The organism is Paenibacillus sp. 2TAB23 (genome assembly GCF_052115165.1).
In the GTDB taxonomy this organism is placed as follows: domain Bacteria; phylum Bacillota; class Bacilli; order Paenibacillales; family Paenibacillaceae; genus Pristimantibacillus.
The window spans coordinates 175,799-198,984 of the sequence record NZ_JBFRGD010000005.1; the positions used below are offsets into that span (position 1 = coordinate 175,799).

Here is a 23,186-nt window from a genome sequence, read left to right on the forward strand (position 1 = left end):
TGCCAAATATCTTAAATTAAAGATTCTTTAATTAGTAACAAAAAACAAAAAATGGAGGAATTAAAATGAGTATTGCATTGGGATTGTTGATCGTTCGTCTGGTTGTCGGGTTGTTGTTCATAGGTCATGGTGCGCAGAAGCTGTTTGGATGGTTCGGAGGCTACGGCCCGAAAGGAACTGGCGGATGGTTGGAGTCGATTGGCGTTAAACCGGGTGTAGCGATGGCAGTGGTTGCGGGCCTCATGGAGCTTGTCGGAGGGCTGCTGTTCGCAGCAGGGCTTCTTACACCACTTGCCGCAGTATTGATTGTTATGACGATGCTGGTTGCAATCGTGAAGGTGCATGGACAGAACGGTCTGTGGGCTACTGCTAACGGCTATGAATATAATCTTGTACTTTTAGCCATTGCTATAGGTGTTGCATTAACTGGAGCGGGTGAATATTCAATCGATGCACTCATTCGTTAATTTGAGATTTTGTTAGTTACAATACTTTTGAAATTCATATAAAATAAGGAGAGTGTTTAAAATGACAAACAAAACAGCAGGTATTCATCACGTAACCGCTTTTGTAAGAAATCCGCAGGTAACGGCTGACTTTTACGCAGGGGTGCTGGGTCTGCGTTTAATTAAAAAAACGATTAACTTTGATGCGCCCGAGGTCTACCATCTGTACTTCGGCAATGAAGCGGGAAGCCCGGGCACGATCATTACGTTCTTCCCTTGGGAGAATTCACGCAAAGGAAAAGTCGGTGCTGGACAGGTGGGGTACACGACGTATGTGGTGCCGGCTGATGCGTTCCAATTCTGGAAAGAGCGCTTCACGAAGCTGAGTGTAGATTTCGCTGAAACATCGAGATTCGGCGAGCAGTATCTGCAGCTTGAGGATCCGGACGGTTTGAAGCTTGAGATTGTGGCCCGTGAATCGGGAGCGCCAAGCAAATGGACATTCGGCGGAGTACCGGCTGAGAAAGCGATTAAAGGTTTTGGCGGAGCGATTCTGTACAGTGCGGCGCCTGCAGCAACGGCCGAAACGCTTGTTAACGTAATGGGTCTTGTGAAAATTGGCGAAGAAGGCGGATATGCGCGCTTTCAATCGTCAGGTGATCTCGGCAACGTGATCGACGTTAATGTGGAAAGCATGGAGCTTGGCCATGGCGGGGCAGGAACCGTCCACCATATTGCTTGGCGGGCAAAAGACGACACGGAGCATGCGTTTTGGAGAAGCCAAGTGGAAGGCAGCGGTTTCCTTCCTACTCCGATTGTTGACCGGCAGTACTTCAACGCCATCTACTTCCGGGAAACCGGCGGCATATTGTTTGAGATTGCGACAGATCCTCCGGGTTTTGCCCGTGACGAGGATGCGGAGCACCTTGGCGAGAAACTGATGCTTCCTGAATGGTACGAGGGTCGCCGCAAAGATATCGAGCAATTGTTAACGCCATTTGACATCAGGGTATTGGAGGAGGACAAATGATGAAGCATATATTCAAGCAAGGAACGGATCCGGCGGCACCAGTGCTTCTGCTGCTGCACGGTACAGGGGGAACGGAGCGGGATCTACTCCCGCTCGCTGACCGGTTATCTCCAGCCTCATCGGTGCTCAGCGTAAGGGGGAACGTACTGGAGAACGGCATGCCGCGTTATTTCCGCAGACTGGCAGAAGGCGTCTTTGATCTTGAGGACCTCGTGTTCCGGACCAAAGAGCTGAATGATTTCCTAGACAGTGCCGCGGAGCAATACGGGTTTGACCGCAGCAACCTAGTGGCAATCGGTTATTCCAACGGCGCTAACATTGCAGGCAGCCTCTTGTTCCACTACCAGGGAGCGCTGCGCGGAGCGATTCTGCATCATCCGATGGTACCGATTCGTGATGTAGCGCTGCCGGATCTGAAAGGTGTCCCTTGTTTTATCGGGGCAGGCTCGAATGATCCGCTATGCACACCTCAGGAAACCGAGGAGCTGAATCAAATGCTGCAAGGAGCAGGCGCTTCCGTTACGCTCCACTGGGAGCAGTTCGGGCATCAGTTGACTAGCTCAGAGGTCGCAGCAGCTGCGGCTTGGTATACAAGTACATTCAAAAGCGAGTAGACAGAATTGAAATGCTAGAATAGGAGGGTTGTCCGTGAAATCGATTGATCCAACAAGTCAAAGCGTTCAGGATAATTACAAGCTGCTCATCGGCAGCATCATACCGCGGCCGATTGCTTTCGTTACGACGTTATCAAGCGAGGGCGTGCTGAATGCGGCGCCCTTCAGCTTTTTTAATATCGTTACGGCAAATCCGCCAATGGTAGCGGTATCCGTACAACGCAAACCGGGCGGTGTCCAGAAGGACACCGCCCGCAATGCCGTTCATGCCGGCGAGTTCGTCGTGCACATTGCGCAGGAAAGCTACATTGAAGCAATAAATGTGACTGCGGCGAATGTTCCGCCGGATGAAAGCGAGGTAGCGCTTGCGGGGTTAACTACGGTAGCAAGCGAGTGCATCGCCGTGCCCGGCGTTGCTGAGGCTGGCATACGGATGGAATGCGTGCTGGAGCAGGCACTCCCGCTTGGCGGAGACGGGCAATCGCCTGCCTGCGACCTATTGATCGGCAGAGTCGTTCGATTCCATATCGACGAATCCTTGTACGAGAAAGGCCGCATTGATGCCAAGGCTTTGAAGCCGGTAAGCCGCCTTGCCGGGAGCGACTATGCAAAGCTTGGCGAACAGTTTATGATTGAGCGACCTAGTTAAGGAAAGCGAGAGGAGAACATCATGGTTATCTTAAGCATGATATTAGTCGCCATTGTGGCAGTAGAGCATATTTATATTCTATTGCTAGAGATGTTTTTGTGGAATACGCCGCGCGCGCGCAAATCCTTTGGAACGACGAAAGAGTTCGCGGAGAGCACGAAGTCGCTAGCTGCCAACCAGGGATTGTATAACGGCTTTCTGGCAGCGGGATTGGCATGGGGATTGTTCCATCCGAATGATGAATTCGGTCAGCAAATCCAGCTTTTTTTCTTGATCTGCGTGCTCGTCGCTGCCGTATACGGCGGCTTGACGGCGAAGAAGTCTATTCTCGTCGTACAAGGCTTGCCTGCGCTTATCGCTCTCCTATTCGTCATTCTTGCTTCATAAAAGGCTCAAATGCAAACAGCCCGTACCTTGGTGATGATCACCGGTACGGGCTGTTTGCGTACTGTGTAAATCTATACTTTCGCGCATATAAAATAAAAGTATTACTAAGTATTATATTGTGATGCATATCGTACATGGAAGCCCCTCTCCTATGGATAGGGCAAAGGCGGCAGCATGCTGTCTATTTTAATTAAGGCATCGTGGATGCGACATGCGACCACAATTGGCGGGTCATCACGGAAAGCTAACAATAACCTAAAGCATTCCTCTCATTTCTCTAATAATATTTTGATAGGATTGAGGTATTATGCAGCATGAATGCCATTTCACACTTCAGCTGTCAAAAAGGAGAATATTAAATGCCCGCCGCTAAGAAAATGGACTCGATATCAAACCTGTCTTTCCGCTTTAAGCTTCCTGCCATGATATGTCTACTGGTGTGTGTCGTATTGTCGGCTACCAGCATGATTTCGTACAAGATTGCTTCGAGCATTACGTTAGACAAGAGCAAGGATGAGATCAAAGCAATTTCCGACAGAATCGGGGAAGGATTGTTTTCTTCCGTACAGCTCGAGCAGCAGTCGGTTTTTTTAATATCCATCAACTCTGCGCTGACCGACTTAGTGAATCTGCGGAATACGGGCAAGCTGGCGGACGAAGCCTTCTTCTCAGCTTCGAATGGGCTCCATGTGAAGGCGAACCAGACGCTTACAGCCAGCATCAAGGGCATGCCCGGTATCGAATCGCTTATGCTGATTGATAAGGCCGGGGTAATCATCGCATCCAACAATCCTGAAATTATAACGAAAACGAGATCGGATCGGCAGTACTTCCAAGACAGCCTGCAAGGAAAAACGGTAGTCAGCGAAGCGTTGGTATCCAAAACAAGCGGCAATCAGGTAAACGTATTCTCATTGCCAGTACTTGATTCCAGCGGCAAGGTGCAAGGCGTGTTTATCGCAACGGCCGTTACCTCCTTTTTCGTAGACAAGCTGGCAAATATTCAAATTAACACCGAAGGAAAAGTCATTATTCTGGACAGATTAGGAACCATCGTGTACCACTCGGGAGACGAGGCGTTAATAGGAAAGCCGATGGAAACTGCAGAATATGCGGAAATTACGAAGCCAAACGCCTCTGGCAAGCTAGCCCAAGGCGAAGTAGAGCTGAAGGATAAGGCGGCCTACTATTCCAAAATACCGCTATCAGACTGGACCGTCATTGTCGAGGATCCCTATTCAGATGTGAATAAGCCTCTGCAAGCGATGATGAGGCAGATGATGACCGTGATGTTGATTGCTCTCGTATTATCCATAGCGGTTGGCATGCTTATATCCCGGCTCGTGACGAAGCCGATCGTTCAGCTGACTGGACTCTTTAAAAAGCTGTCCTCAGGTGATCTCACCACTTCGGCGACTGGCAAATACAATGGCGAGTTCAAGGAGCTGGCGAACAGCTTCAACACGATGGCGGAGCGCAACCGAGAATTGATTACGAGCATGAACGGCTCGATCACCGTGCTTCATGGCAGCACAAGAGAGCTCGACCAAACCTCCGCCCGGACATCCACTTCCATTATGGAAACATCGACGACGACGTCCGAGATTGCGAAAGCGATGGAAACGCAGGCGAATGATACGGAGTCCATCGTCAATAAGTTTATGGACGTAGGCGACAAAATCGCCAGCGCGACAGCCAAATCGCATACGATCAAAGAAAAGGCCGACGCGATAACCGAGATTTTCGAGGCAAACCACGAGGTCATTGAATCTTTGGTGGCAATCAATGTACGCAACGAGGATGAGGTTCGCAAAATTTCGGACATTACGCGCCAGCTGGCGGAGAGCTCATCCGGCATCGGCCGAATGACCGATGCGATTGCCGAGATTGCGAATCAAACGAAGCTGCTTGCCTTGAATGCTTCGATTGAAGCGGCTCGGGCGGGAGAGCATGGCAGAGGCTTCGCCGTCGTGGCGAGTGAGATTAGGAAGCTTGCGGAGCAGACTTCTATTCAATCGCAGGACATCAATGCCATCGTAGGACTGACGATCAACCATGTAGAGCAGAACAACCAAAGCGTTCACGTCATTGAGGGCATTACGGAGCAGCATAATGATAGCGTTGGCCAGACGAAACAATCATTCGAGCTCGTATCCGGGCATGTAAAAGATATTATTGAACAAGTACGGGCGATGGCTGAAGAGCTGTATGAGGTCGAGATTGCGAAAAACGATGTGCTCGATGCTGCTCAAAGCTTGTCGGCCTCGGGTGAGGAAGTGTCCGCTTCTGTCGAGGAGGTAACGGCAACCGTGCAGGAGCAGGCGGCTATGGTGCAGCAGCTTGCGGCAATGGTTACGACGATTGACAAGCTGACGCAGGATTTGGCGGTTGCTTCCGCAAAGTTTAAAACAGAATAGTACGAGAAGGCTGTTCCCAAGGCGAGCGATGCCCTGCGCTTGAAGAGGCTGTGCTGAGGCCGTTCCATATCGAGCAGGGGACATTATGCCTTCCTGATCTTGTTCCCCCAGCGTGACGCAACGATGAAGTTTGATCCTGCTTAATAGCAAGAGATTCCACGGGAGCATTTAGGCAATCCTTAGCTCCTTTGAAAAAGTGAAAAGGCGTACGAAAAAGGAGCTAAGCGGCTTGAATGCGCTAGCTCCTTTTTCGGTGCCCATTGGCAAGTGAAGTAAAGTTTCTAAGTGCATTAGAAAACCCAACTCTGCGCAGGCTTTCAGTTAACCTTTCACCGCTCCGGCAACAACGCCTTTGACGATGTATTTCTGCAAGAAGATAAATACGATAATCGATGGGAGCACGGCCATTACCATGGCTGTCATCGCATATTGCCAATCAGAAGTATATTGGCCGACGAAGGTGTAAGCGGCTAGCGTCAATGTTTTGGTGTCAGGCGAGCCGTTAACCATAAGCAGCGGCAGCAGAAAGTCATTCCAAATCCACATGACGTCGATGATGACGATAGTTGTCGTAACGGACTTCAGCAGCGGGAAGATGACAAGAAAGAACAGCTTAAAGCCGGATGCGCCGTCTATAGTCGCACTCTCGTCAATCTCCTTCGGAATGCCTTTCACGAAGCCGTGGTAAATAAAGACGGCAAGCGGTGCGCCAAAGCCCCAATAAAGAATGCCGAGTCCCCAAGTGCTTTCGGACAAATGAAGGTCTTTGGCGAGCTGAAGCACAGTAAGCATGATGGATTGGAACGGTATCAGCATCGGCATGATGCACACGATGTAGAGCAGTCCGCTCCAGCGTGTCTTCGTTCTGGCCAGCTTGTAGGCTGCGATAGAAGAAACGAGAATAATCCCCGCAAGACCGACAGTCGTAATGACAAAGTTGTTCAGAAAGAGCTTCGGATAATTGATGAACGACCATACATACGAATAGTTCTCGAATACGAGCTGCTTCGGAAGGGCGACAACATCGGTCATGACCTCGCCGAAGCTTTTGAATGAGTTGTTAATGGCTAAGAACAACGGGTATAGAAATACGAGCGAGAGAAGCACCATGATGATCTCAAGGACAATGCGGCCTGCTCGGCCTTTACTTTGCGTTTTCATCAGGCTTCAACCTCCCTGCGTTTGAAGAGCGTCAATTGAATGATTGTTACGAATAGAACAGCGACGAACAAAATGAGTGCTTTTGCCGTACCGTAGCCGTAAAGATTGTTCTGGAACGTATCGCGGTAGATATCATAGGCGATGCTGTAAGTCGTACCGCCAGGCCCGCCGCCCGTGAGCGAGAGGATGACATCGAATACTTTAATGGAATTCGTCAGCGCCATAAAGACGGAAATCGTGATAGAAGGCGCAAGCAGCGGCAGCGTAATACTGAAGAAGCGTCTGACCGGTCCAGCTCCGTCAACGGTTGCAGCTTCCTTCAAATCGTCAGGCACCGACTGCAGGCCTGCGATGTAAATGACAAGATAGAAGCCGATTGACTGCCAGATGGAGACGAGCAGTATGGAGACGAAGGCTAGCTTAGGCTCGCCAAGCCAGCTGAGATCGAAGATGCCCCAGCCTGTGCTTTGCCCCAGCGACTCGAAGCCTTGCATGAAAATGAATTTCCAGATAAAACCGACGATCACAAGGCTTAGAATATACGGGATAAAGAAAGCAGCCCGCAGCCAAGAGGTCGTCTTAAGCTTCATATCCAGAACAACTGCCAGAAGTATGGCCAGTATGTTCACGATAACGATATATAACACTGCATATTTAATCGTAAACCATGCGGAGTTCGCAAAGTTCGTGTCACCCATGAAAATTTGCTTGAAGTTATCGAGCCCAACGAATTTCGGATGCTTGGAGATCCCGTTCCACTTGGTCATGGAATAACGAATGGTCATCGCGAACGGAATGTAAAAAGCGACCGCGATACAAATTAATACAGGCAAGGTGAAGATGCCGAATTCGAGCTTCTCGCTCCATTTTCTACCTAATGATTTGAACATCGCCATACCTCATCTCTTTATGGTTCATCTAAATTTATATTTCAAAAATTCGGGATTAGCTATATTGTGTATTATAAAACAGCCATCCGCCCTGCAAAAATGGATTTAAGAAATCAGTTAGGGGTAAAAAGGTGAACTTCATGCTGTGTTAAAAGGTGGTGGATTATCATGATGAACAGAGCGTTGCGAGCAATAAGGGAAACTGCCGAACAGGTGACCAGAAGGCTGGTGAACAAGCTTATTTTGCTTTTCACGACCATTATTATACTCGTAGTGTCGTCATTGACTTTTATTTCATATCAGATGTTCCAGAAGGAGTCGGTCACGAACAGCATTGCCAGCACCTCCAACAACCTGCTGCTCGTTAATCAGAATATGGAGGATTATTTGAATGGGATGGAGCAGCTCTCGCTGCCGCAAATCCGGTTCGATGAAATTACGTATGCGATCATGCATGAATCGGAGGAGTATGCTTCGAAAATGTATTTGGAGAACTATTTGCGCCAGCTGTATTATTCGAGAAACGATCTTCAGGCGATCTACCTTTATGTCGTGAACGAAAAAAAATATTACTCCATAACGAAGGAAAATAATAATATCGCGGTCCGCACGGGAAACGATCCGATGATTACGGAGATGCCTTGGTATGAAAAAGCCATGACAAGTCCTTTCAACCGCTCATATCAGCCATTTGTTCAATTAGAGAGCAAAGCAGTAGGCTACCCGGTTCAATTCGACAATACCTTCATGGCCTATCATAGGGTGCTTCGTTCAATTGTATCGAGACAGCCGCAGGCAGTCTTATCGTTCTATTTCGACAATTCGGTTAGCGAACAGATTTTGAAGGACATTCCGTTTGACGAGGGACAGCATTTGCTGTTTCTGAGTCCGGACAATGAGCCGTTTTATACGGATGATGAAGCGTTTTACAAGAGGGCGAAGGAAGCCTTCCTTACGGAAAAGCTGACAGAAGGAGCCAAAGGACAGTTGACCTGGTCGGAGGGAAGCCAGAAGTATTTGGTTGTCTATGACATAGGAGAGCAGGAGGGCTGGAGGCTCGTTAAGCCGATTCCGTACTCGCAGATTTATGAGGCTGCCCGCACGACGCGTAATTTAGGCTTTATTATCGGATTACTTTTCCTGTTTCTGTCCATCATCATCGTCATATATTTCTCCAATGCCATTACGCGGCCGCTGCAGAAGCTCTCCTATCATATGAGCCGATTCAGTACAGGCGATTTCGACGCAGAGGCAGAGGTGAAGGGGAGGGATGAGATTGCGTATTTGTCCCGTCATTTCAATCTCATGGTGCGGCGGACGAACGATCTGATTAATGAGCGCTACAAAATGAAGCTCGTAGAGAAAAACGCCATATTGAAAGCGCTGGAGGCAGAAATAAATCCTCATTTCCTCTATAACGCGCTGCAGGCCATCTCCACGAAAGCGTTAAAGAATGAGCGTTATGATATTGCTGATATGGTGGATGCATTGGCGCTTACGCTGCGCTATTGCATCAGCGGGAAAGATATCGTGCAGGCGCGGGACGAGCTGAAGCATATCGAGAACTACCTTTCCCTGCAGAAAGCAAGGTTCGGCAGCAGGCTCCAGGTGGCGTATGAGTGGCAGGAAGCGCTGCTGGAGCTGGAGCTGCCTAAGCTCTCGATCCAGACGCTTGTCGAGAATGCTATCAAGCATGCGCTGGAGAAAGTATCGAGTATGATTACGATTGAAATCCGCGCTGCGGTTACGGAAACGCATGCCGTCATTTCCGTAAGGGACAATGGGCCTGGCTTCACACCGGAGCGGCTCGAGCAGGTTCGGCAATCCTTCCTGCAGGCATGGGAGGATCGCGAGGATGAGAACGAGAGCATTGGGCTCGTGAATTTGAATACAAGGCTGAAGCTGCTTTATGGAGACGGGGCAGAGCTGATTATCCATACGGATAAATCTAGCACGGAGCTGGCAATGTTATTACCGCGGGGAGGCGTGAGCCATGTATAGAGTGTTGATTATTGATGATGAAGAGCCGCTTCGCGAAGCGATTCGCATACTGGGCGATTGGAAGGGCTTAGGCGTTGCGGAGGTGCTGGAAGCAACCGACGGGAAGGTTGGGCTTGCCATGCTGGCAGAGCATAAGGTCGATCTCGCTATGGTCGACATGAAGATGCCGGAGATGAACGGGATGGAGCTGCTGCAAATCATTGAACGGGACTTTCCTGATCTGCTGACAATCGTAATAAGCGGATATAATGATTTCGAATATACGCGCCAGGCTATCCGCTCCAAGGTTGTTGATTATTTGCTGAAGCCCGTCAACCGGCAGGATCTCAATGCGTCGCTGCGCAAGGCGATCGACGTGCTGGACGCGAAGCGCAAGAAGGACAGCGACTTCATTAATCGCAATATTACGCTGAATATGTCTCTGCCGAGGCTCAAGGAAAGAGTCTATCTATCAATCATCGAGCGCAGCTTCAAAAGCCAAACGAACGAAGCTTTCCTGCCGCTGATCGGTGCGGATGATCCCGGCAACCGCTTCACGGCGGTCGTTGTGCGCGTGCTCAATCTGGAGCAGATTCGCAAAAAACGATTCCATCACGATACCGACCTGCTGCACTTCGCGGTAGCAAATGTCATAAACGAAATAGCAGGCGATCATTTCGGAGCCTTTAGCTTCGCAAGCCCAAAGCAGGAGCGCGAGCTTATCGCGATCCTGACAATGAAAGGCGGTTATCCGGAGGACATCGCCTATCGATCGGTTCATCAATTAAATAAAGTCGTCTCTACACTGAAGGAGCTGTTCGGCATCGTTGTTGCCGTTGGGATTGGGCATTCCACGCCCGATGCTCTCCAGCTGGCGTCTTCTTACGAAGCGGCCAAAGCTGCAATTAACGGCATTGATCTGCTTAGGCTCAATGGGGCAACCGTCATCGCAGCCTCGGATAAAGCATCGGCCACTAAGGAAACGCAGTCGTTGACAAGCCGGATATTGGTGATTCGCGGCGCGTTGGAAAGCGGCAACATACATAACGCCAAATCCATTCTGAATGATTACATGAAGAAATGGCGTGCGTCGGATTGGTTCAACATCGGGGAAGCGGATCGTGCGCTGCATGAGTTCGTTATTTTGCTGAATGATATGGCGATTGAACTAGGCGCACCGCAAGCCGAGCTGCCGCTTAGCGGCGATCACGCGTTGCGGGATGTCGGCATTAACAGTGATTTTGAGAATTTGGAGCAATTCGAGCAGCTGCTGGTCGATATTCTGGATTTTTTCAGCGGACAAATTAGGAAATCACTCTTGACGAATCAGCCCTTCGAAGTAGGGGATATTAAAACATATATCGACAACCATTACTTTGAAGAAATCAAAATTTCGATGTTTGCGGACAAATATTTTCTGAGCAGAGAATACTTGATGAAGCTGTTTAAGCAGCAGTTCGGCTTCGGTATTCACGAGTATGTGCAGAAGGTGCGAATGGACAAGGCGAAGGAGCTGCTCGATGACCCGAATTTGAAAATTCAAGATATTTCCGAGATGCTGGGGTATAAGGATAAAAACTATTTCAGCAAGGCGTTCCGCAACTACTACTCACTATCGCCAAGTGAATATCGGGCATCAAGCGGGAGTAGTTAAAAAGTGAACAGCAAACAGCATGACACTTTTTTACCCTTAACTATTCACTTATGTGCATTCTTATCCGATTTCTTTTTCTTTAGAATAGGCATCGTAGACCACAACCAACGAAGGAAATGGGGGCATTTCAATGTTTAAAAGATTTCTGGCACTATCCGTCAGCCTCGTGCTGATTATCGGAATACTGGCTGCTTGCGGCAGCGACAAGAACAACACGGCAGGCAACAACGAGGGCGCGAATACCGGAGGGAATACGGAAGCCTCGGATAAGCCGGTGACCATCAATATGTTTACGGCCTCTCCCGAATACACGGACGCATTTAACGCATACATCGCAGAATACAAAAAAGTAAAACCGAACGTTACGATTAATCTTGAAATTATGCAAGCCGACTATAACACTGTATTGAAATCGAAAATTGCTGCAGGAAGCACACCGGACGTGTTCCAAACGACGGCGGGCGGCGATATCGATACCTTCGCTGAATATAGCGCAGACCTTACAAATGAGCCGCTTGCGGCTGCAATGACAGATTCCGTTAAGATCAACATGAGCTCCAAAGACGGGAAAGTGCTTGGCTTCCCTGTCAAAGGAAACTTGATGAACATGGTTTACAACAAAAAGCTGCTAGCTGATGCAGGCATCACAGAAGTGCCGAAAACAACTTCCCAAATGGAAGACGCAATCGCAAAGCTTGAAGCAAAAGGCATTACTCCCTTCGCCAACGCTTATAAAGAGTGGTGGGTATGGAAGCATATCTTCCAAAACTTCGTGAATGCGGCTGCTGAGGATGCAGGCATTACACCGAAGGAATTGGTAGGCAAATTCATCGCAGGCGAAACGACATTCAACGACTACCCCGTACTGAAAGACAATTTCTTCGGCTTCATCGACACAACGGTTGAGCATGGTACGAGCAAGCCGCTTGAGCGTGACAGCAACGCAGAAGTGAGCGACTTTGCTTCCGGCAAAGCAGCATTCATGACGGGTAAAGGCGCTTGGGACGAAGAAGCGATCAAAAAAATTACGCCAGACTTTGAGCTTGGTATCGTAGGCTATCCAGTAAGCGAAAAAGCAGAGCAAAACTTGCTTGTGACAGGCGCTGACCAAGCGCTTCGCATCAACAAAGACTCCAAAGTGGTTAATGAAACGATCGCTTTCTTCAACTGGCTGTACACTTCCGACTACGGCAAGAGCTGGTTCTCCACTGTAGCGAAGGTTATTCCTCCAATCAAGGACGCTCCGCTTCCTGAACTGGATATGCCGAAGCAAATGGAAGAGATTCTAAAAACGGAAAAATCCGGCGACTTGTCGGTTAACTACTCTCTAGATACGTTCCACCAAAAGTTTGGTGAGTTGATGCAAGGCTACATCGGCGGCAGCAAAACGAAAGAACAAGCCATTGACGAAATTCAAAAGGCTTGGGTACAATTCGGCTCCGCAGAATAAGTCTCGCGAATAAGCATGACTTTAACTCAGCACTTTTACAGTGCTGGGTTAAGTTGTTTTATGGGGACAAAATCAAATAGCTAGGGACGTGAACATAGGATGGGCAAGCAAATTGAAATCATGGAAAATGGATTATACCTACAGTTTGAAATCACCGACAGCGGGGATGTGCTGTTCCTTCATTTCGGTCCTAGACCGCTGGGTAACGAGACGATTCAAACGAATCAAAAACAGGGATTCCGCTTGATGGAGCTGCAGCTGACAGGGGAGGACCGTGACGAGTATCACGGACGCACGCATCGCGCCTCTTATCCAGGCCTCCGGATGGTATATGATGCGCATAAGGATACGCGCAACGAAGCGGGGCGCAAGCTGGAGCTTGGCTTGCGGGATGAAGTGACGGGTCTTAAGGCCGTTCAGCACTTTCAATTCTACGATGGCGTACAGACCGTTCGCTGCTGGACTGTGCTTAAGAATGAAGGTACGGCCGATGCTGAAGTGGAATATGTGTCGTCCTTCGCGTTGACGGGCTTGGACAAAGAAGGGAAGGTCGACCGGGATGATAAAATGAGGCTGCACGTAGCCCATAATGGCTGGCAAAGCGAGCTGCAATGGCGCTCGTACAAGCTGCCTGAGCTTGGAATGTCCCATATGAAGGACCGCGGTTCGAAGCGTGTTTCCTGCAGCAATACCGGATCATGGTCAGCTGCTGAGCATATCCCGATGGCCGTGCTGCAGAATGAAGAAGCAGGAACAAGCTTGTTCTGGCAGATTGAGCATAACGGCTCGTGGCATTGGGAAATCATTGAACAGTCCGATTTGCTGACCGTACTCATTAGCGGTCCGACAGAGCATGACAACCATTGGTGGCTTAAGCTTGCGCCAGGCGCGGAGTTCGTGTCTGTCCCTCTGGCGATCGGGTCGGTTGTTGGCGGATTTGAAGAGTCGATTGATCAGCTGACGGCTTATCGCCGCCTTATTCGGAGGCCTAATGAGGATAATAAGCTGCTTCGCGTTATCTTTAACGATTATATGAATTGCTTATGGGGAGATCCTACGACTGCTAAGCTGCTGCCGCTAATTGACGCCGCTGCGGAGGTAGGCTGTGAATACTTCTGTATCGATGCGGGCTGGTATGCGCCAGGCGAATGGTGGGACGGCGTAGGAGAGTGGCTTCCGTCGGAAGAACGATTCCCTCAAGGGATAAAGTATGTGCTCGACTATATCCGGGAAAAAGGTCTGATCCCTGGGCTTTGGCTGGAGCTTGAGGTTATGGGCATCAATAGTCCGAAGCTTGCGGAAACCGACGACAGCTGGTTTTTCATGCGGCACGGCAAACGCGTCAAGGACCGCAGCCGCTATCAGCTCGATTACCGCAATCCTAAGGTTATCGCCCATGCGGATGAGGTGATTCGCCGTTTGGTCGAGGATTATGGCGTTGGCTATATTAAGATGGATTACAATATTAACGCAGGGATTGGAACGGAAACCGATGCTGATAGCTATGGAGACGGGCTTCTCCAGCACAACCGAGCTTATCTGGCCTGGCTGGATAAGACGTTTGCAAAGTATCCGAGCCTAGTCATCGAGAACTGTTCGAGCGGAGGCATGCGGATGGATTATGCGATGCTCAGCCGTCACAGCATTCAATCGACGAGCGACCAAGAGGATTATGTAAAGTATGCGGCAATCGCTGCAAGCTCGCCTGCGGTGCTCACACCGGAGCAATCGGCTATTTGGTCCTATCCGCTGAGAGAGGGCGATGACGAAGAAGTTATCTTCAACATGGTCAACGCGCTGCTGCTGCGGGTTCATCAGAGCGGCCATCTGGCGGAGCTTAGTCCCCGTCGCAGAGAGCTGGTCAAGGAAGCACTCGATTATTACAAAGCCATCCGCAGCGACATTCCGGCCGCACGGCCATTCTGGCCGCTTGGCCTGCCGACGCAGCAGGATGATTGGGTGTGCTATGGGCTGCGTCATGAGGACCGCATATACTTGGCCGTGTGGCGAATCAAAGGAAGCACAGGCACTGTGAAGCTTCCGCTTCCGAGATGGAAGGGGCAGCAGCTTCAAGCGAGATGCGCGTATCCTGCTCAGTCTCACGGTTCAGATTGGGCTTGGCATGAAGCGGAGGGTGTGCTGGAAGTCAGTCTTCAGGAAGAGAGAACAGCAAGGCTGTTCGAGCTGCGTGTCATGTAGCTATTGCTGCTTCAGCCGAAGCCGAAGACGAAGACGAAGTAACAGAAAATGTACAGTCCTTGAACTAGAATAGCGTGCAGCGGGAGAAGCTGTTTCTCCCGCTGCACGCTATTTTTAGTATCTTTCCGTATCTCCTAACGTTTGATTGCTTTTGCTACCATATCCGCATAGAAAGAAGCACCGTGCTTCTTCAGGTGGACACCGTCTGTGGAGAAGAAATCCTTTTTCCCCTTGCTTGCTGAATACCAATCTACGATCGTCACATTTTCGTTTGCTTTAGCGGTTTCCTCGAGCATTTTATTTACGGTGTCCTGCCATTTGCGCGGTACGCGCGTGTTGATCATGAAGATCTTTCGCTTCGGTCCAATCGTCTCCAGCAATGCAACCATTTGCTTTGTCGTGAAGGAGCCGTTCGTACCCAGCTCAATGATGACCGTGTCCGCGAGTTCGTCGCTGCGTTTCAGCTTCTCTAGAATCGTAACAGCCTGTGAGAACTGCCTGCCTATTTTGCCGTCTATGGCGATGCCGGGCAGCAGCTTCTCTAAATAAGGACCGGCATCGAGCAGTACGGAGTCTCCGATTGCCGTAATTTCATCTGCCGGATGGGAAGCATCCGGTTTTACTGCAGGTGCAGGTGTTGTCGTAGTGGTAGGATTCGTTGGTTTGGCAACAACGGTATCAGGCTTTCCGTCCGTCGGATCAGGCTTCGTTTGCAGAGTGTCATCGATTTTATCTGGCTTGCTTGCTGCGTCAGGTACAGCAGGCTTATGAGAAGTCAGCGTTGTTTCAATGGTTACGGCTGGGTGGTTTGTTGCTGATCCGCTATCCGCTTGGACGGCTGCCGATTGGAGATCGAAATTGCTTGCGCAGGATACGCAGGATACGATCAAGATGATGCCGACAAAGTAGGTTGTTGATTTCCGCAGATGAGGGATCTGGAAAAACTCTTTAAGCGAACGAGCCAGCTTCTCGATTGCGCCATGTCGGATCGGCTCCTCTACAAAGCGCCAGGACAGCTCTGCAAGAACAAAGGTGAGTACGACCTGCATGAATGCTCTTGCTAGATGAAGCTCTCCTGCCTCGGCAGTCGGCGTAGTTAGCACGATGATCGGATAATGATACAAGTATATGCCGTAGGAGCGAACGCCAATCCATGCCAGCACCTTGCTGCCGATGGCGCCGGCTAGTTTGCTCGCCGGATGCGCCATCGCGGCAACGACTGCAGCTGTGGCAAGGGCAAGCAGCACCATGCCGCCGCGATAGAGGAAAGCATCGTATTCGCCGGTTGTAGCGATCATAACCGCGATTACGATCATGCCGACCGTTCCCACGCTGTCGAGCACCATGCGGCTGCGCTGCGATATTGCCGTGGATAGCTTCCAGCTCGGCCAAACGACAGCTAATGCAGCCCCGATAAGGAGAGCGAAAGCTCTTGTATCCGTACCGTAATATACTCGGCTTGGGTCAATGCCGGGCTGATAAAGCAATGCCATAGCGCCGGCAGATAATGCGGCTGCGGCTAGTGTCCATAATGCGAACTGACCGCGTTTGGGAACGAAGCGGATGGCTGCGATTAGTAAAATCGGCCAGATGAGATAAAATTGCTCCTCGACCGCAAGCGACCATAAATGTCCGAAAGGCGAGGCGGGACCAAAGCTTTCGAAATAAGAGACCTCGTGAAAAATGAGCCACCAATTGCTTATATAGAGCAAAGCGGAGCCGATATCTCCTCTTAATGCAAAGAGTCTACCGGAATCGCTGACGAACAGCCATAAGGAAACGAGCGCGATCATGAGAAACATCGCGGGAAGAAGCCTTCTTGCTCGGCGAATAAAAAAGGTTTTGAGATCGATGGCTTTATTTTGACCAAGCTGTTTAAGCAAAATATCCGTAATCAGGTAGCCAGAGAGGACAAAAAACATGCTCACGCCAAGCAGGCCGCCAGGCACAGCCTTTAGATTTAAATGATAAGCAATAACAGCTAGAACGGCGACAGCGCGCAGGCCATCAAGTCCAGGCATATACCGGCTGCTGCTGCCAATGGGCTTAGGCATGGCGAATGCCTCCTTCACAAATCAGGATGGGGAGACTTGCAGCAGAGCGAAATTGGCGAAGCGTGCGAGACAGATGCGATAGGAAGGAATTGCGGACGGTAAAAATGATGTTCAGCCCCTCTGGAAGTTAAATCGTTGTATAAGCAATTATAAAAGGTAAGCACGGAAAATTCGTAACAGAACAGTTACAAATCGGTATCAGACCGGTATCAAACCTGAATCAAACCGGTATCAACCTGAATCAAGCCTGAATCAAACCTGTATCAAACCTGAATCAAATCTGAATCAAAATCGATATAGCAGCCTTTAAAATTAGGCATGGAAACGTAGTATGTTTCTTCTGGTGCAGGGAACGGTAACCATAACGTGACGAACATGAGGAGGAATGCAACGAATGCGTTTTTTGAGAGTGGGAATTGCCGTGTTGATGGCCTTTACTTTGATCGCAGGGGAAGCTGACTATAGTGAGGCAGCCCGAGGGATAGGTCATCCGACGGCTGCTTTCGTCAGGGAAGGCGGATTATGGCTGAAAGCAGGCGAGGAAGAGAAGCTGCTGGATAAAGGACCGGCCATTCGGAATCCGAGCTGGTCGTTCGATGGGAAGTGGCTCGCCTATACAAAAGGAGCAGACGAAAAGGAATTATGGGTGCTGGAGCTTCGTACCGCTAGAGCAGCTCTGGTGCATGCGGAGGGTGGCGCTCGTTTCCAGTGGTCGCCTTATGACGAGAAGCTGGCATTTCTCATCAACGGGCAACTGCAATATGTCGATGCCAAGCAGCYAGGCATCTTGCTTGGGAAGGCAGATGGTATCGGCAATTTTTCTTGGCTGCCAAGCGGAAAGGGCTTTTTTGCCTCCTCCCGCTCGGAGCTGCTGCCGGATGGGTGGACGCCGATTACTCTTTACGAAATTCCGCTTAAGGCATTAGGGCGGCCAGCTGAATATGTAATCGTGCATGTGTTGCCGAAACCTTCGGATGATTTTTTTGCCGTTGGGACAAGTGCCTTCAAGTGGTCGGCCGACGGAAGATGGATTGCGTTCCTAGCGACGCCGACCGCTTCGCTATCAGCTGACAGCAACACGCTTTGCGCCGTATCGGCGGACGGTGTCGTATTTCGAACGCTGGATGAAATGGTCCGTCATGAGGAATGGTTCGAATGGTCGCCTGTTGGTGATCAGCTTGCTTACATTGCGGGAATCGGACGCGAGGCGACCAGCAACAAGCAGCTGAAGGTCATTGCCGTTTCATCCGAGAGAAGCGCTGCCTACACGCCTAAAGGATTTGTAGATGGGGATTTCACATGGCAGGACCCAGCTCATATCGTCGTATCAAGAGCTAAGGAGAAGAAGGCAGGCGCTATGGAGCCCGCAAGTCCCGTCTACCCGCATTTAGTCAGCATAGAGCTTGCAAACGGCAAGCAAAAGCAGCTGACGAGACCGTCGAAAAAACAAGGACAATACGATCCTGCACGTCTGAAAGACACTCTTGCATGGGTGAACGCCGATCAGACGAAGGCGAACGTCATGCTGGCAGATGCCCGCGGCCGCCGTGCCGTGGTATGGATTAAACAAATAGACATCGCTTCTTCTTATTATGGACAGTGGAGCTGGCCTGAGGTAGTGGCCTATTATGACCATCCATGAACGTATCGTTAGTAAGAACGCAGCTGTAACGCGAACAAAAAAGAACCGAGACGCCGCGTCTCGGTTCTTGCTTTAGATTTGTACGAGCAGCAGAATGATGGATGACAAGCACAGGCAAGTGCTGATTAAACATAGGAACATCACCACCTGCTTGTGGTTCAAGCCTGCGCGAAGCAGCCGGTAATGGGCTTGGCTGGCATCTGCTTGATAGATCGCTTTTCCTTGCATCATTCGTTTCACGACGACGAATAAATTGTCGAATATCGGTACGCCCAGCGCAAGGATCGGGATGAATAGCGATAGGACTGTAGCTTGCTTGAATGCGCCGTCGAGCGCGATAACGGCTAGGATGAATCCCAGAAAGGTCGCACCGGCATCACCCATGAAGATTTTGGCTGGCGGCTTGTTATACTTTAAGTAAGCAATCGTTACGCCGACCAAAATGATAGCCATAATGGCAGAGTTGGATTGACCCTTTGCGAGCGCCACTACGAATAGGGTCACGGCTGAGATTGCGGATAGTCCGCCTGCCAGTCCGTCCATGCCATCTGAGAAATTAATGACGGTCGTAACGCCGAATATCCACAATATCGTAAGCAAGAATTGTAAAATCACCGGAAGCATGACGTAATCGCCTGAGAGCGGGTTATAAAAACCGGTAAAGGATATGCCGGATGCGTACACGAGCACGGCCGCTGATATTTGCACGATGAATTTAGGCAGGGAAGGAAAGTCTTTCCCTTTCGTTTTATACCAATCATCCACGGTGCCAATAACCAGGAGCAGCACGCCACCGGCAAATATAGCGCCTGTCTGGAGCGAAAAGTCTCTAGTAACCAATAGATAAGTAACGAAAAATCCGATAAATATGACATAGCTTGCCGTTAGAGGAATCGGTTCACGATGAAGCTTCCGCTCCACGTCCTTGCGGGGCTTGTCCACGAAATCAAAGCGGAAAGCCATTCTGCCAAACGGCGGTATTAAGAAATAAACGATCGCGAAGGAAACGACGAGAGAGATTACGTATAGAATGTTGGTCACCACCGTTAATTATTGAAGGAACAACAGAATTATACAATTCGAGCAGAAGATTGTCGATTGGCGGCGACGTATGTGAGAAGATATTAATATATGTCTGGCCCCAGCACGGTGCGCTGGGGCCAGACATTTCTTGTAGACTATAAGCTGTAGGATCTCCTTCTGTTGCAAGCTATAGCAGGAGATTCTCCAGTGCTTGCTCAGCGGTTTCGTCCCCGGCTGATACGCGAAGCAATGCTTCCATGTACAGCTGGTGGAGATGAAGAATGAGGCCGTTCTGCGTATCAATCGCTTTGACGTTGGATACGTCCTCGTTGCCAAGCAGGAGGAGTGAATTATGCTTGAAGTAAACGACGCCTGTGTCGGCGAATAATCCGAATGCACCCAAAGGCAATACGGTATTCAGCTTGGCCGCGAGCAGCAGCAGCTGCTCATAATAGTCAGAGGACACTCCCTCAGCTATTGTAACGAAGGCTTGCAGAATGCAGATACCTGCTGCCTCAGCGTCTTCCATATTAGGAAGGAAACAAAGCTCCAGCTGAATCTCCCGCGCTTCGTCGCCAATGTCGTCAAATAAAACGATAAGCGAGCGGAAAGGATCTTCTGGCGTAGGCTCTGCCCAGCCGATCTGGAACCCTTCCGAGCGGTAATCGGCCTCCAGCAGGTGAAGCAGTCGGTTTGGTCCTGTTGTATCCATGGTCATACACACCTCCTGCATTTACTAAGTATGGAGTTTCTTCGCGATAAGATCCGCTTTTGGCGTCTTCTTCTTAGGGTCTGGCTTGAGACCGATATTGGTAATCAAGGTTACATATTGCGGATCGGATTCTAGCACGCCTTTTTTGTATATCGTGTGAGCAAGATCGGTAATAATCTGGGCGTAGCACTGCGCAACGGAATTGAATCCGTTCTGCTGGAGCAGCCCGTTGCGAAGAACCGATTTGTCCGGCTTGGCTTTTGGATCAGCAGCCTGAAGCTCCGCCACTTTCTTATCCACGCCAAGGAAGCGGTCCACGATTTCTTCTTTGCGCGTACGTTTCTTATAAAATTTATAGATAGCCGCAATACCGCCAATGGCTCCCGCAACGCCGAGCAGCAGCCATCCGACAGGGGTTGCCGCGCTCGCAAGCAACAGGCCGCCCCCGACAATCATTGCCGCGCCTTTTAACGCCGTAGCACCGCTTTTTTTGCGATTAATCTCCTGCGTGCTGGCTCCAATATTTGCAGCCAGATTCAGGTTGGCATCCTTGCCGGCCGTTTCTTTCTCCAGCTTTTCGAGGTTTTTTTTGCGTTTGCCATGCGTATACACGCCGGCTGCCCCGCTTGCCAGGTAGGCTGCTCCGCCAACTACGCCAGCCGCTCCGGCTGCTGCCGTAGCCGCGGTGCTGACGGCAGCACCCATATATGTCTGTGTGTTGACCACGCTTTGTGCCCCGAAGCGAGTAAGGTCGGCAACACCAGCAAAGCCTTCTCCTCCGATATTTTGCGCTTTATCATGCGTGCTCAGAGCTTCGTCATGATTCTGCGTTGCATTGTAGATCTGCATGCCTGAAGTAACCCCGCTGAGCATAGCGGCTGCAGGACCGATATCGGTAACGGCTCCGAGAGCGCCTTCGTGCGCTGCGCCTGTAACAAGACCCTGAGTCGTGCTCACGCTGGTCGCGGTTGCGCTTGCGGCACCGACCGAGGCTGCTGCCGCCGTCGTTGCGTACGTTACATAATCGCGATCGGTGTCATCGTTGTAGTTTTTCGTATTCTGGCCTTTCACGGTTCGCACGATCGTAGAGAATTTATCCCAGTCGACGCTGCGCCCGGTAAAGCCTGTAATATGCTTCTTTGCCTTGCTCAGCGAGGATGAGCCGGTCCCTCCTGAGCACAGATGCGTGACGATCTTCTGCTCGGTGGTGCTTAATGCTTCAAAGAATGCGAATAAATCCGATTTCTTATCTTTGGCAGCTTCTGCTTTCAGCCAGCTGGCGATCGCCTGCGAGCCTCCAGCAGCGGCGGCTCCGTCACCCTGGAGCTGCTTGACGTTTGCTTGTGCAGCGCGATTGCCTGCCGTGCGCTGCAATTGCAGGACATTGGAAGGGGCTGCGGCGCTTGGCGCCCGGTCCGAAGTAACGGAGGGCTGGCCTGGCGTCGATTTAATAGATTCGCGGGAAGAAGTCGGCTTCTTCTGTAATGGACTGTTAGCCAAGTATTACCCCTCCTAAAGTGGAAAGCCTGCCTGAATGAAATGGTATAACCATGCGTAATCCGAGCTTATGATGTAGTTCTTTTATCTTAGCATGACTTGCCAAATTGTACTATTAAATTGGTACGAATTACCTTATTTTCGACAATGTTTTTATCGAATTTCAAAAAAACAGTCACGCATAGGTATTCTACTCCTTCTGTGTGAATAAGGATAAGCGATCCTTTAATAGACAGAACGCACGAAGTTAAGAAGGGAGGGGACGAGGACATGAAGCTGGATTGTGCCATTATCGGCGGCGGGCCGGCAGGCTTGAACGCCGCGCTTGTGCTTGGCAGATCGCGGAGAATGGTAATCGTATTTGACACGAACAAGCCGAGAAACGCTGTAGCCCGCGAGTCCCATGGGTTTATTACGCGGGACGGCATTGAGCCGAGGGAGCTGCGCAGGCTCGCGCATCAGGATATCGCAAACTATCCTTCCGTCACAATCAAACCGGATAAGGTTACCGAAATTAAACCGAAGGCTGGCATTTTTGAGGTGACGACGAGCAACGGGGTTAAGTATCAAGCCCGTACGGTTATTCTGGCCGCGGGGCTGAAGGAGTCGTTGCCCGATATAGCAGGCTTGCCGCAATTTTATGGAAAAAGCGTGTTTAGCTGTCCGTACTGCGATGGCTGGGAGCTTCGAGACCAGCCGCTGATGGTTCTATCTGAAGGCTCCAATCTCTTCCACTTGGCCAAAATCGTGTATAACTGGAGCAAGGACGTGCTCGTGTGCACGAATGGAGCTCATACATTGAATACGCAGCAGATCGCCATGCTTGGGCAGAGGGGCATTCAGGTGGCTCCTTTCAAAATCAAAGCGCTTCTAGGTGAGAACGGGAAGCTGGAGCGAATCCTATTTGAGAATGATATAGAGGTGAAGCGTACGGGCGGTTTTATTACGCCTTCTTGGGACCAAGCTGCCGCATTCGGGGAAGAGCTCGGATGCGCGATGACGCCGTCCGGCGGCTTCGTGACGGACGACTATGGCCGAACGAACGTCAGAGGCGTGTATGCTGCGGGCGATACCTCTATTATCGTGCCTGCGCAGCTGATTGTGGCGGCAGGAGAGGGCAGCAAGGCAGCGATTGGGGCGAACACCGATCTGACAAATGCCGACTTCGGCGGATATGAAGTTTATTCGGCTGATTCGGGATTCAATGGGAGGTGAGCAAGCATATGCCCACCTGGGTCGTTTGAACCGATGGGATAAAGATGAGAATATGTCGTGTATTTGTTACACCCGGCCGCTTTATGGGTATTGGATGTGGACCAATCGAAATCAACTGCTCCATGTTTACTATAGTGTGTGCTAACCGTGGGTAGAGGGAGGGAAC

The 23,186-nt window shown here is 50.3% G+C and carries 18 protein-coding genes; 12 read left to right on the forward strand and 6 right to left on the reverse strand.

The window, feature by feature from the left end; translation table 11 throughout:
- Positions 1-65 precede the first annotated feature (65 nt).
- From AB4Z29_RS10295 to AB4Z29_RS10320, 6 genes are all read left to right on the forward strand, one after another.
- Positions 66-467 (forward strand): DoxX family protein, encoded by a 402-nt coding sequence (locus AB4Z29_RS10295; RefSeq protein WP_441942966.1) that lies wholly within the window; start codon positions 66-68, stop codon positions 465-467.
- Positions 468-528: 61 nt separating this feature from the next.
- Positions 529-1,476 (forward strand): ring-cleaving dioxygenase, encoded by a 948-nt coding sequence (locus tag AB4Z29_RS10300; protein WP_441942967.1) that lies wholly within the window; start codon positions 529-531, stop codon positions 1,474-1,476.
- Positions 1,476-2,090, forward strand: a complete 615-nt coding sequence (locus AB4Z29_RS10305; protein WP_441943080.1) for an alpha/beta hydrolase — start codon at positions 1,476-1,478, stop codon at positions 2,088-2,090. The genes AB4Z29_RS10300 and AB4Z29_RS10305 overlap by 1 nt, the downstream gene beginning before the upstream one ends.
- A 34-nt stretch (positions 2,091-2,124) precedes the next feature.
- The gene (locus AB4Z29_RS10310; RefSeq protein ID WP_441942968.1) at positions 2,125-2,739 is read left to right on the forward strand and encodes a flavin reductase family protein; all 615 of its coding nucleotides are present in this window, start codon (positions 2,125-2,127) and stop codon (positions 2,737-2,739) included.
- Positions 2,740-2,760: 21 nt separating this feature from the next.
- On the forward strand, positions 2,761-3,126 hold the full coding sequence (locus tag AB4Z29_RS10315) for a DUF1304 domain-containing protein (RefSeq protein ID WP_441942969.1): 366 nt from the start codon (positions 2,761-2,763) through the stop codon (positions 3,124-3,126).
- Between the two features lie 359 nt (positions 3,127-3,485).
- The gene (locus AB4Z29_RS10320; RefSeq protein ID WP_441942970.1) at positions 3,486-5,543 is read left to right on the forward strand and encodes a methyl-accepting chemotaxis protein; all 2,058 of its coding nucleotides are present in this window, start codon (positions 3,486-3,488) and stop codon (positions 5,541-5,543) included.
- 321 nt (positions 5,544-5,864) lie between these two features.
- On the opposite strand, the gene AB4Z29_RS10325 is transcribed toward AB4Z29_RS10320, so the two are convergent.
- Positions 5,865-6,704, reverse strand: a complete 840-nt coding sequence (locus tag AB4Z29_RS10325) for a carbohydrate ABC transporter permease (RefSeq protein ID WP_441942971.1) — start codon at positions 6,702-6,704, stop codon at positions 5,865-5,867.
- Positions 6,704-7,594, reverse strand: coding sequence for a carbohydrate ABC transporter permease (locus AB4Z29_RS10330; protein ID WP_441942972.1), 891 nt, complete (start codon positions 7,592-7,594; stop codon positions 6,704-6,706). Before AB4Z29_RS10330 ends, AB4Z29_RS10325 begins: the two co-directional genes overlap by 1 nt.
- A 168-nt stretch (positions 7,595-7,762) precedes the next feature.
- Between AB4Z29_RS10330 and AB4Z29_RS10335 the strand changes: the two genes are divergently transcribed.
- From AB4Z29_RS10335 to AB4Z29_RS10350, 4 genes are all read left to right on the forward strand, one after another.
- Positions 7,763-9,595 (forward strand): sensor histidine kinase, encoded by a 1,833-nt coding sequence (locus tag AB4Z29_RS10335; protein ID WP_441942973.1) that lies wholly within the window; start codon positions 7,763-7,765, stop codon positions 9,593-9,595.
- Entirely contained in the window at positions 9,588-11,228 is a 1,641-nt protein-coding gene (locus tag AB4Z29_RS10340; protein WP_441942974.1) for a response regulator transcription factor, read from the forward strand. The genes AB4Z29_RS10335 and AB4Z29_RS10340 overlap by 8 nt, the downstream gene beginning before the upstream one ends.
- A gap of 130 nt (positions 11,229-11,358) precedes the next feature.
- Positions 11,359-12,678, forward strand: coding sequence for an ABC transporter substrate-binding protein (locus AB4Z29_RS10345; RefSeq protein WP_441942975.1), 1,320 nt, complete (start codon positions 11,359-11,361; stop codon positions 12,676-12,678).
- A gap of 99 nt (positions 12,679-12,777) precedes the next feature.
- Positions 12,778-14,877 carry a glycoside hydrolase family 36 protein gene (locus tag AB4Z29_RS10350; RefSeq protein ID WP_441942976.1) on the forward strand — a complete coding sequence of 700 codons (2,100 nt, stop codon included), beginning with the start codon at positions 12,778-12,780 and terminating at the stop codon, positions 14,875-14,877.
- Positions 14,878-15,011: 134 nt separating this feature from the next.
- On the opposite strand, the gene AB4Z29_RS10355 is transcribed toward AB4Z29_RS10350, so the two are convergent.
- The gene (locus AB4Z29_RS10355; RefSeq protein WP_441942977.1) at positions 15,012-16,931 is read right to left on the reverse strand and encodes an acyltransferase family protein; all 1,920 of its coding nucleotides are present in this window, start codon (positions 16,929-16,931) and stop codon (positions 15,012-15,014) included.
- Positions 16,932-17,325: 394 nt separating this feature from the next.
- Between AB4Z29_RS10355 and AB4Z29_RS10360 the strand changes: the two genes are divergently transcribed.
- A complete protein-coding gene (locus AB4Z29_RS10360) occupies positions 17,326-18,573 on the forward strand; it encodes a hypothetical protein (protein WP_441942978.1) in 1,248 nt (415 codons plus the stop codon).
- A 72-nt stretch (positions 18,574-18,645) separates the two neighbouring features.
- Here AB4Z29_RS10360 and AB4Z29_RS10365 read toward each other — a convergent pair whose 3' ends face one another.
- The 3 genes from AB4Z29_RS10365 to AB4Z29_RS10375 all read right to left on the reverse strand — a co-directional run bounded on the left by AB4Z29_RS10365 (position 18,646) and on the right by AB4Z29_RS10375 (position 21,808).
- The gene (locus AB4Z29_RS10365; RefSeq protein ID WP_441942979.1) at positions 18,646-19,614 is read right to left on the reverse strand and encodes an MraY family glycosyltransferase; all 969 of its coding nucleotides are present in this window, start codon (positions 19,612-19,614) and stop codon (positions 18,646-18,648) included.
- Between the two features lie 169 nt (positions 19,615-19,783).
- A complete protein-coding gene (locus AB4Z29_RS10370) occupies positions 19,784-20,308 on the reverse strand; it encodes a hypothetical protein (RefSeq protein WP_441942980.1) in 525 nt (174 codons plus the stop codon).
- Between the two features lie 24 nt (positions 20,309-20,332).
- A complete protein-coding gene (locus tag AB4Z29_RS10375; protein WP_441942981.1) occupies positions 20,333-21,808 on the reverse strand; it encodes a hypothetical protein in 1,476 nt (491 codons plus the stop codon).
- A gap of 267 nt (positions 21,809-22,075) precedes the next feature.
- On the opposite strand from AB4Z29_RS10375, the gene AB4Z29_RS10380 reads away from it, so the two are divergent.
- Positions 22,076-23,020 (forward strand): NAD(P)/FAD-dependent oxidoreductase, encoded by a 945-nt coding sequence (locus tag AB4Z29_RS10380; RefSeq protein WP_441942982.1) that lies wholly within the window; start codon positions 22,076-22,078, stop codon positions 23,018-23,020.
- The last annotated feature ends 166 nt before the right edge of the window (positions 23,021-23,186 follow it).

What these genes read in the sequence shown, in the direction of transcription:
- AB4Z29_RS10325 (WP_441942971.1), bottom strand. Translation starts at nt 6,704, where the DNA reads ATGAAAACGCAAAGTAAAGGCCGAGCAGGCCGCATTGTCCTTGAGATC.
- AB4Z29_RS10350 (WP_441942976.1), top strand. Translation starts at nt 12,778, where the DNA reads ATGGGCAAGCAAATTGAAATCATGGAAAATGGATTATACCTACAGTTT.
- AB4Z29_RS10300 (WP_441942967.1), top strand. Translation starts at nt 529, where the DNA reads ATGACAAACAAAACAGCAGGTATTCATCACGTAACCGCTTTTGTAAGA.
- AB4Z29_RS10370 (WP_441942980.1), bottom strand. Translation starts at nt 20,308, where the DNA reads ATGGATACAACAGGACCAAACCGACTGCTTCACCTGCTGGAGGCCGAT.
- AB4Z29_RS10320 (WP_441942970.1), top strand. Translation starts at nt 3,486, where the DNA reads ATGCCCGCCGCTAAGAAAATGGACTCGATATCAAACCTGTCTTTCCGC.
- AB4Z29_RS10295 (WP_441942966.1), top strand. Translation starts at nt 66, where the DNA reads ATGAGTATTGCATTGGGATTGTTGATCGTTCGTCTGGTTGTCGGGTTG.
- AB4Z29_RS10355 (WP_441942977.1), bottom strand. Translation starts at nt 16,931, where the DNA reads ATGCCTAAGCCCATTGGCAGCAGCAGCCGGTATATGCCTGGACTTGAT.
- AB4Z29_RS10305 (WP_441943080.1), top strand. Translation starts at nt 1,476, where the DNA reads ATGAAGCATATATTCAAGCAAGGAACGGATCCGGCGGCACCAGTGCTT.
- AB4Z29_RS10315 (WP_441942969.1), top strand. Translation starts at nt 2,761, where the DNA reads ATGGTTATCTTAAGCATGATATTAGTCGCCATTGTGGCAGTAGAGCAT.
- AB4Z29_RS10340 (WP_441942974.1), top strand. Translation starts at nt 9,588, where the DNA reads ATGTATAGAGTGTTGATTATTGATGATGAAGAGCCGCTTCGCGAAGCG.
- AB4Z29_RS10345 (WP_441942975.1), top strand. Translation starts at nt 11,359, where the DNA reads ATGTTTAAAAGATTTCTGGCACTATCCGTCAGCCTCGTGCTGATTATC.
- AB4Z29_RS10330 (WP_441942972.1), bottom strand. Translation starts at nt 7,594, where the DNA reads ATGTTCAAATCATTAGGTAGAAAATGGAGCGAGAAGCTCGAATTCGGC.
- AB4Z29_RS10380 (WP_441942982.1), top strand. Translation starts at nt 22,076, where the DNA reads ATGAAGCTGGATTGTGCCATTATCGGCGGCGGGCCGGCAGGCTTGAAC.
- AB4Z29_RS10335 (WP_441942973.1), top strand. Translation starts at nt 7,763, where the DNA reads ATGATGAACAGAGCGTTGCGAGCAATAAGGGAAACTGCCGAACAGGTG.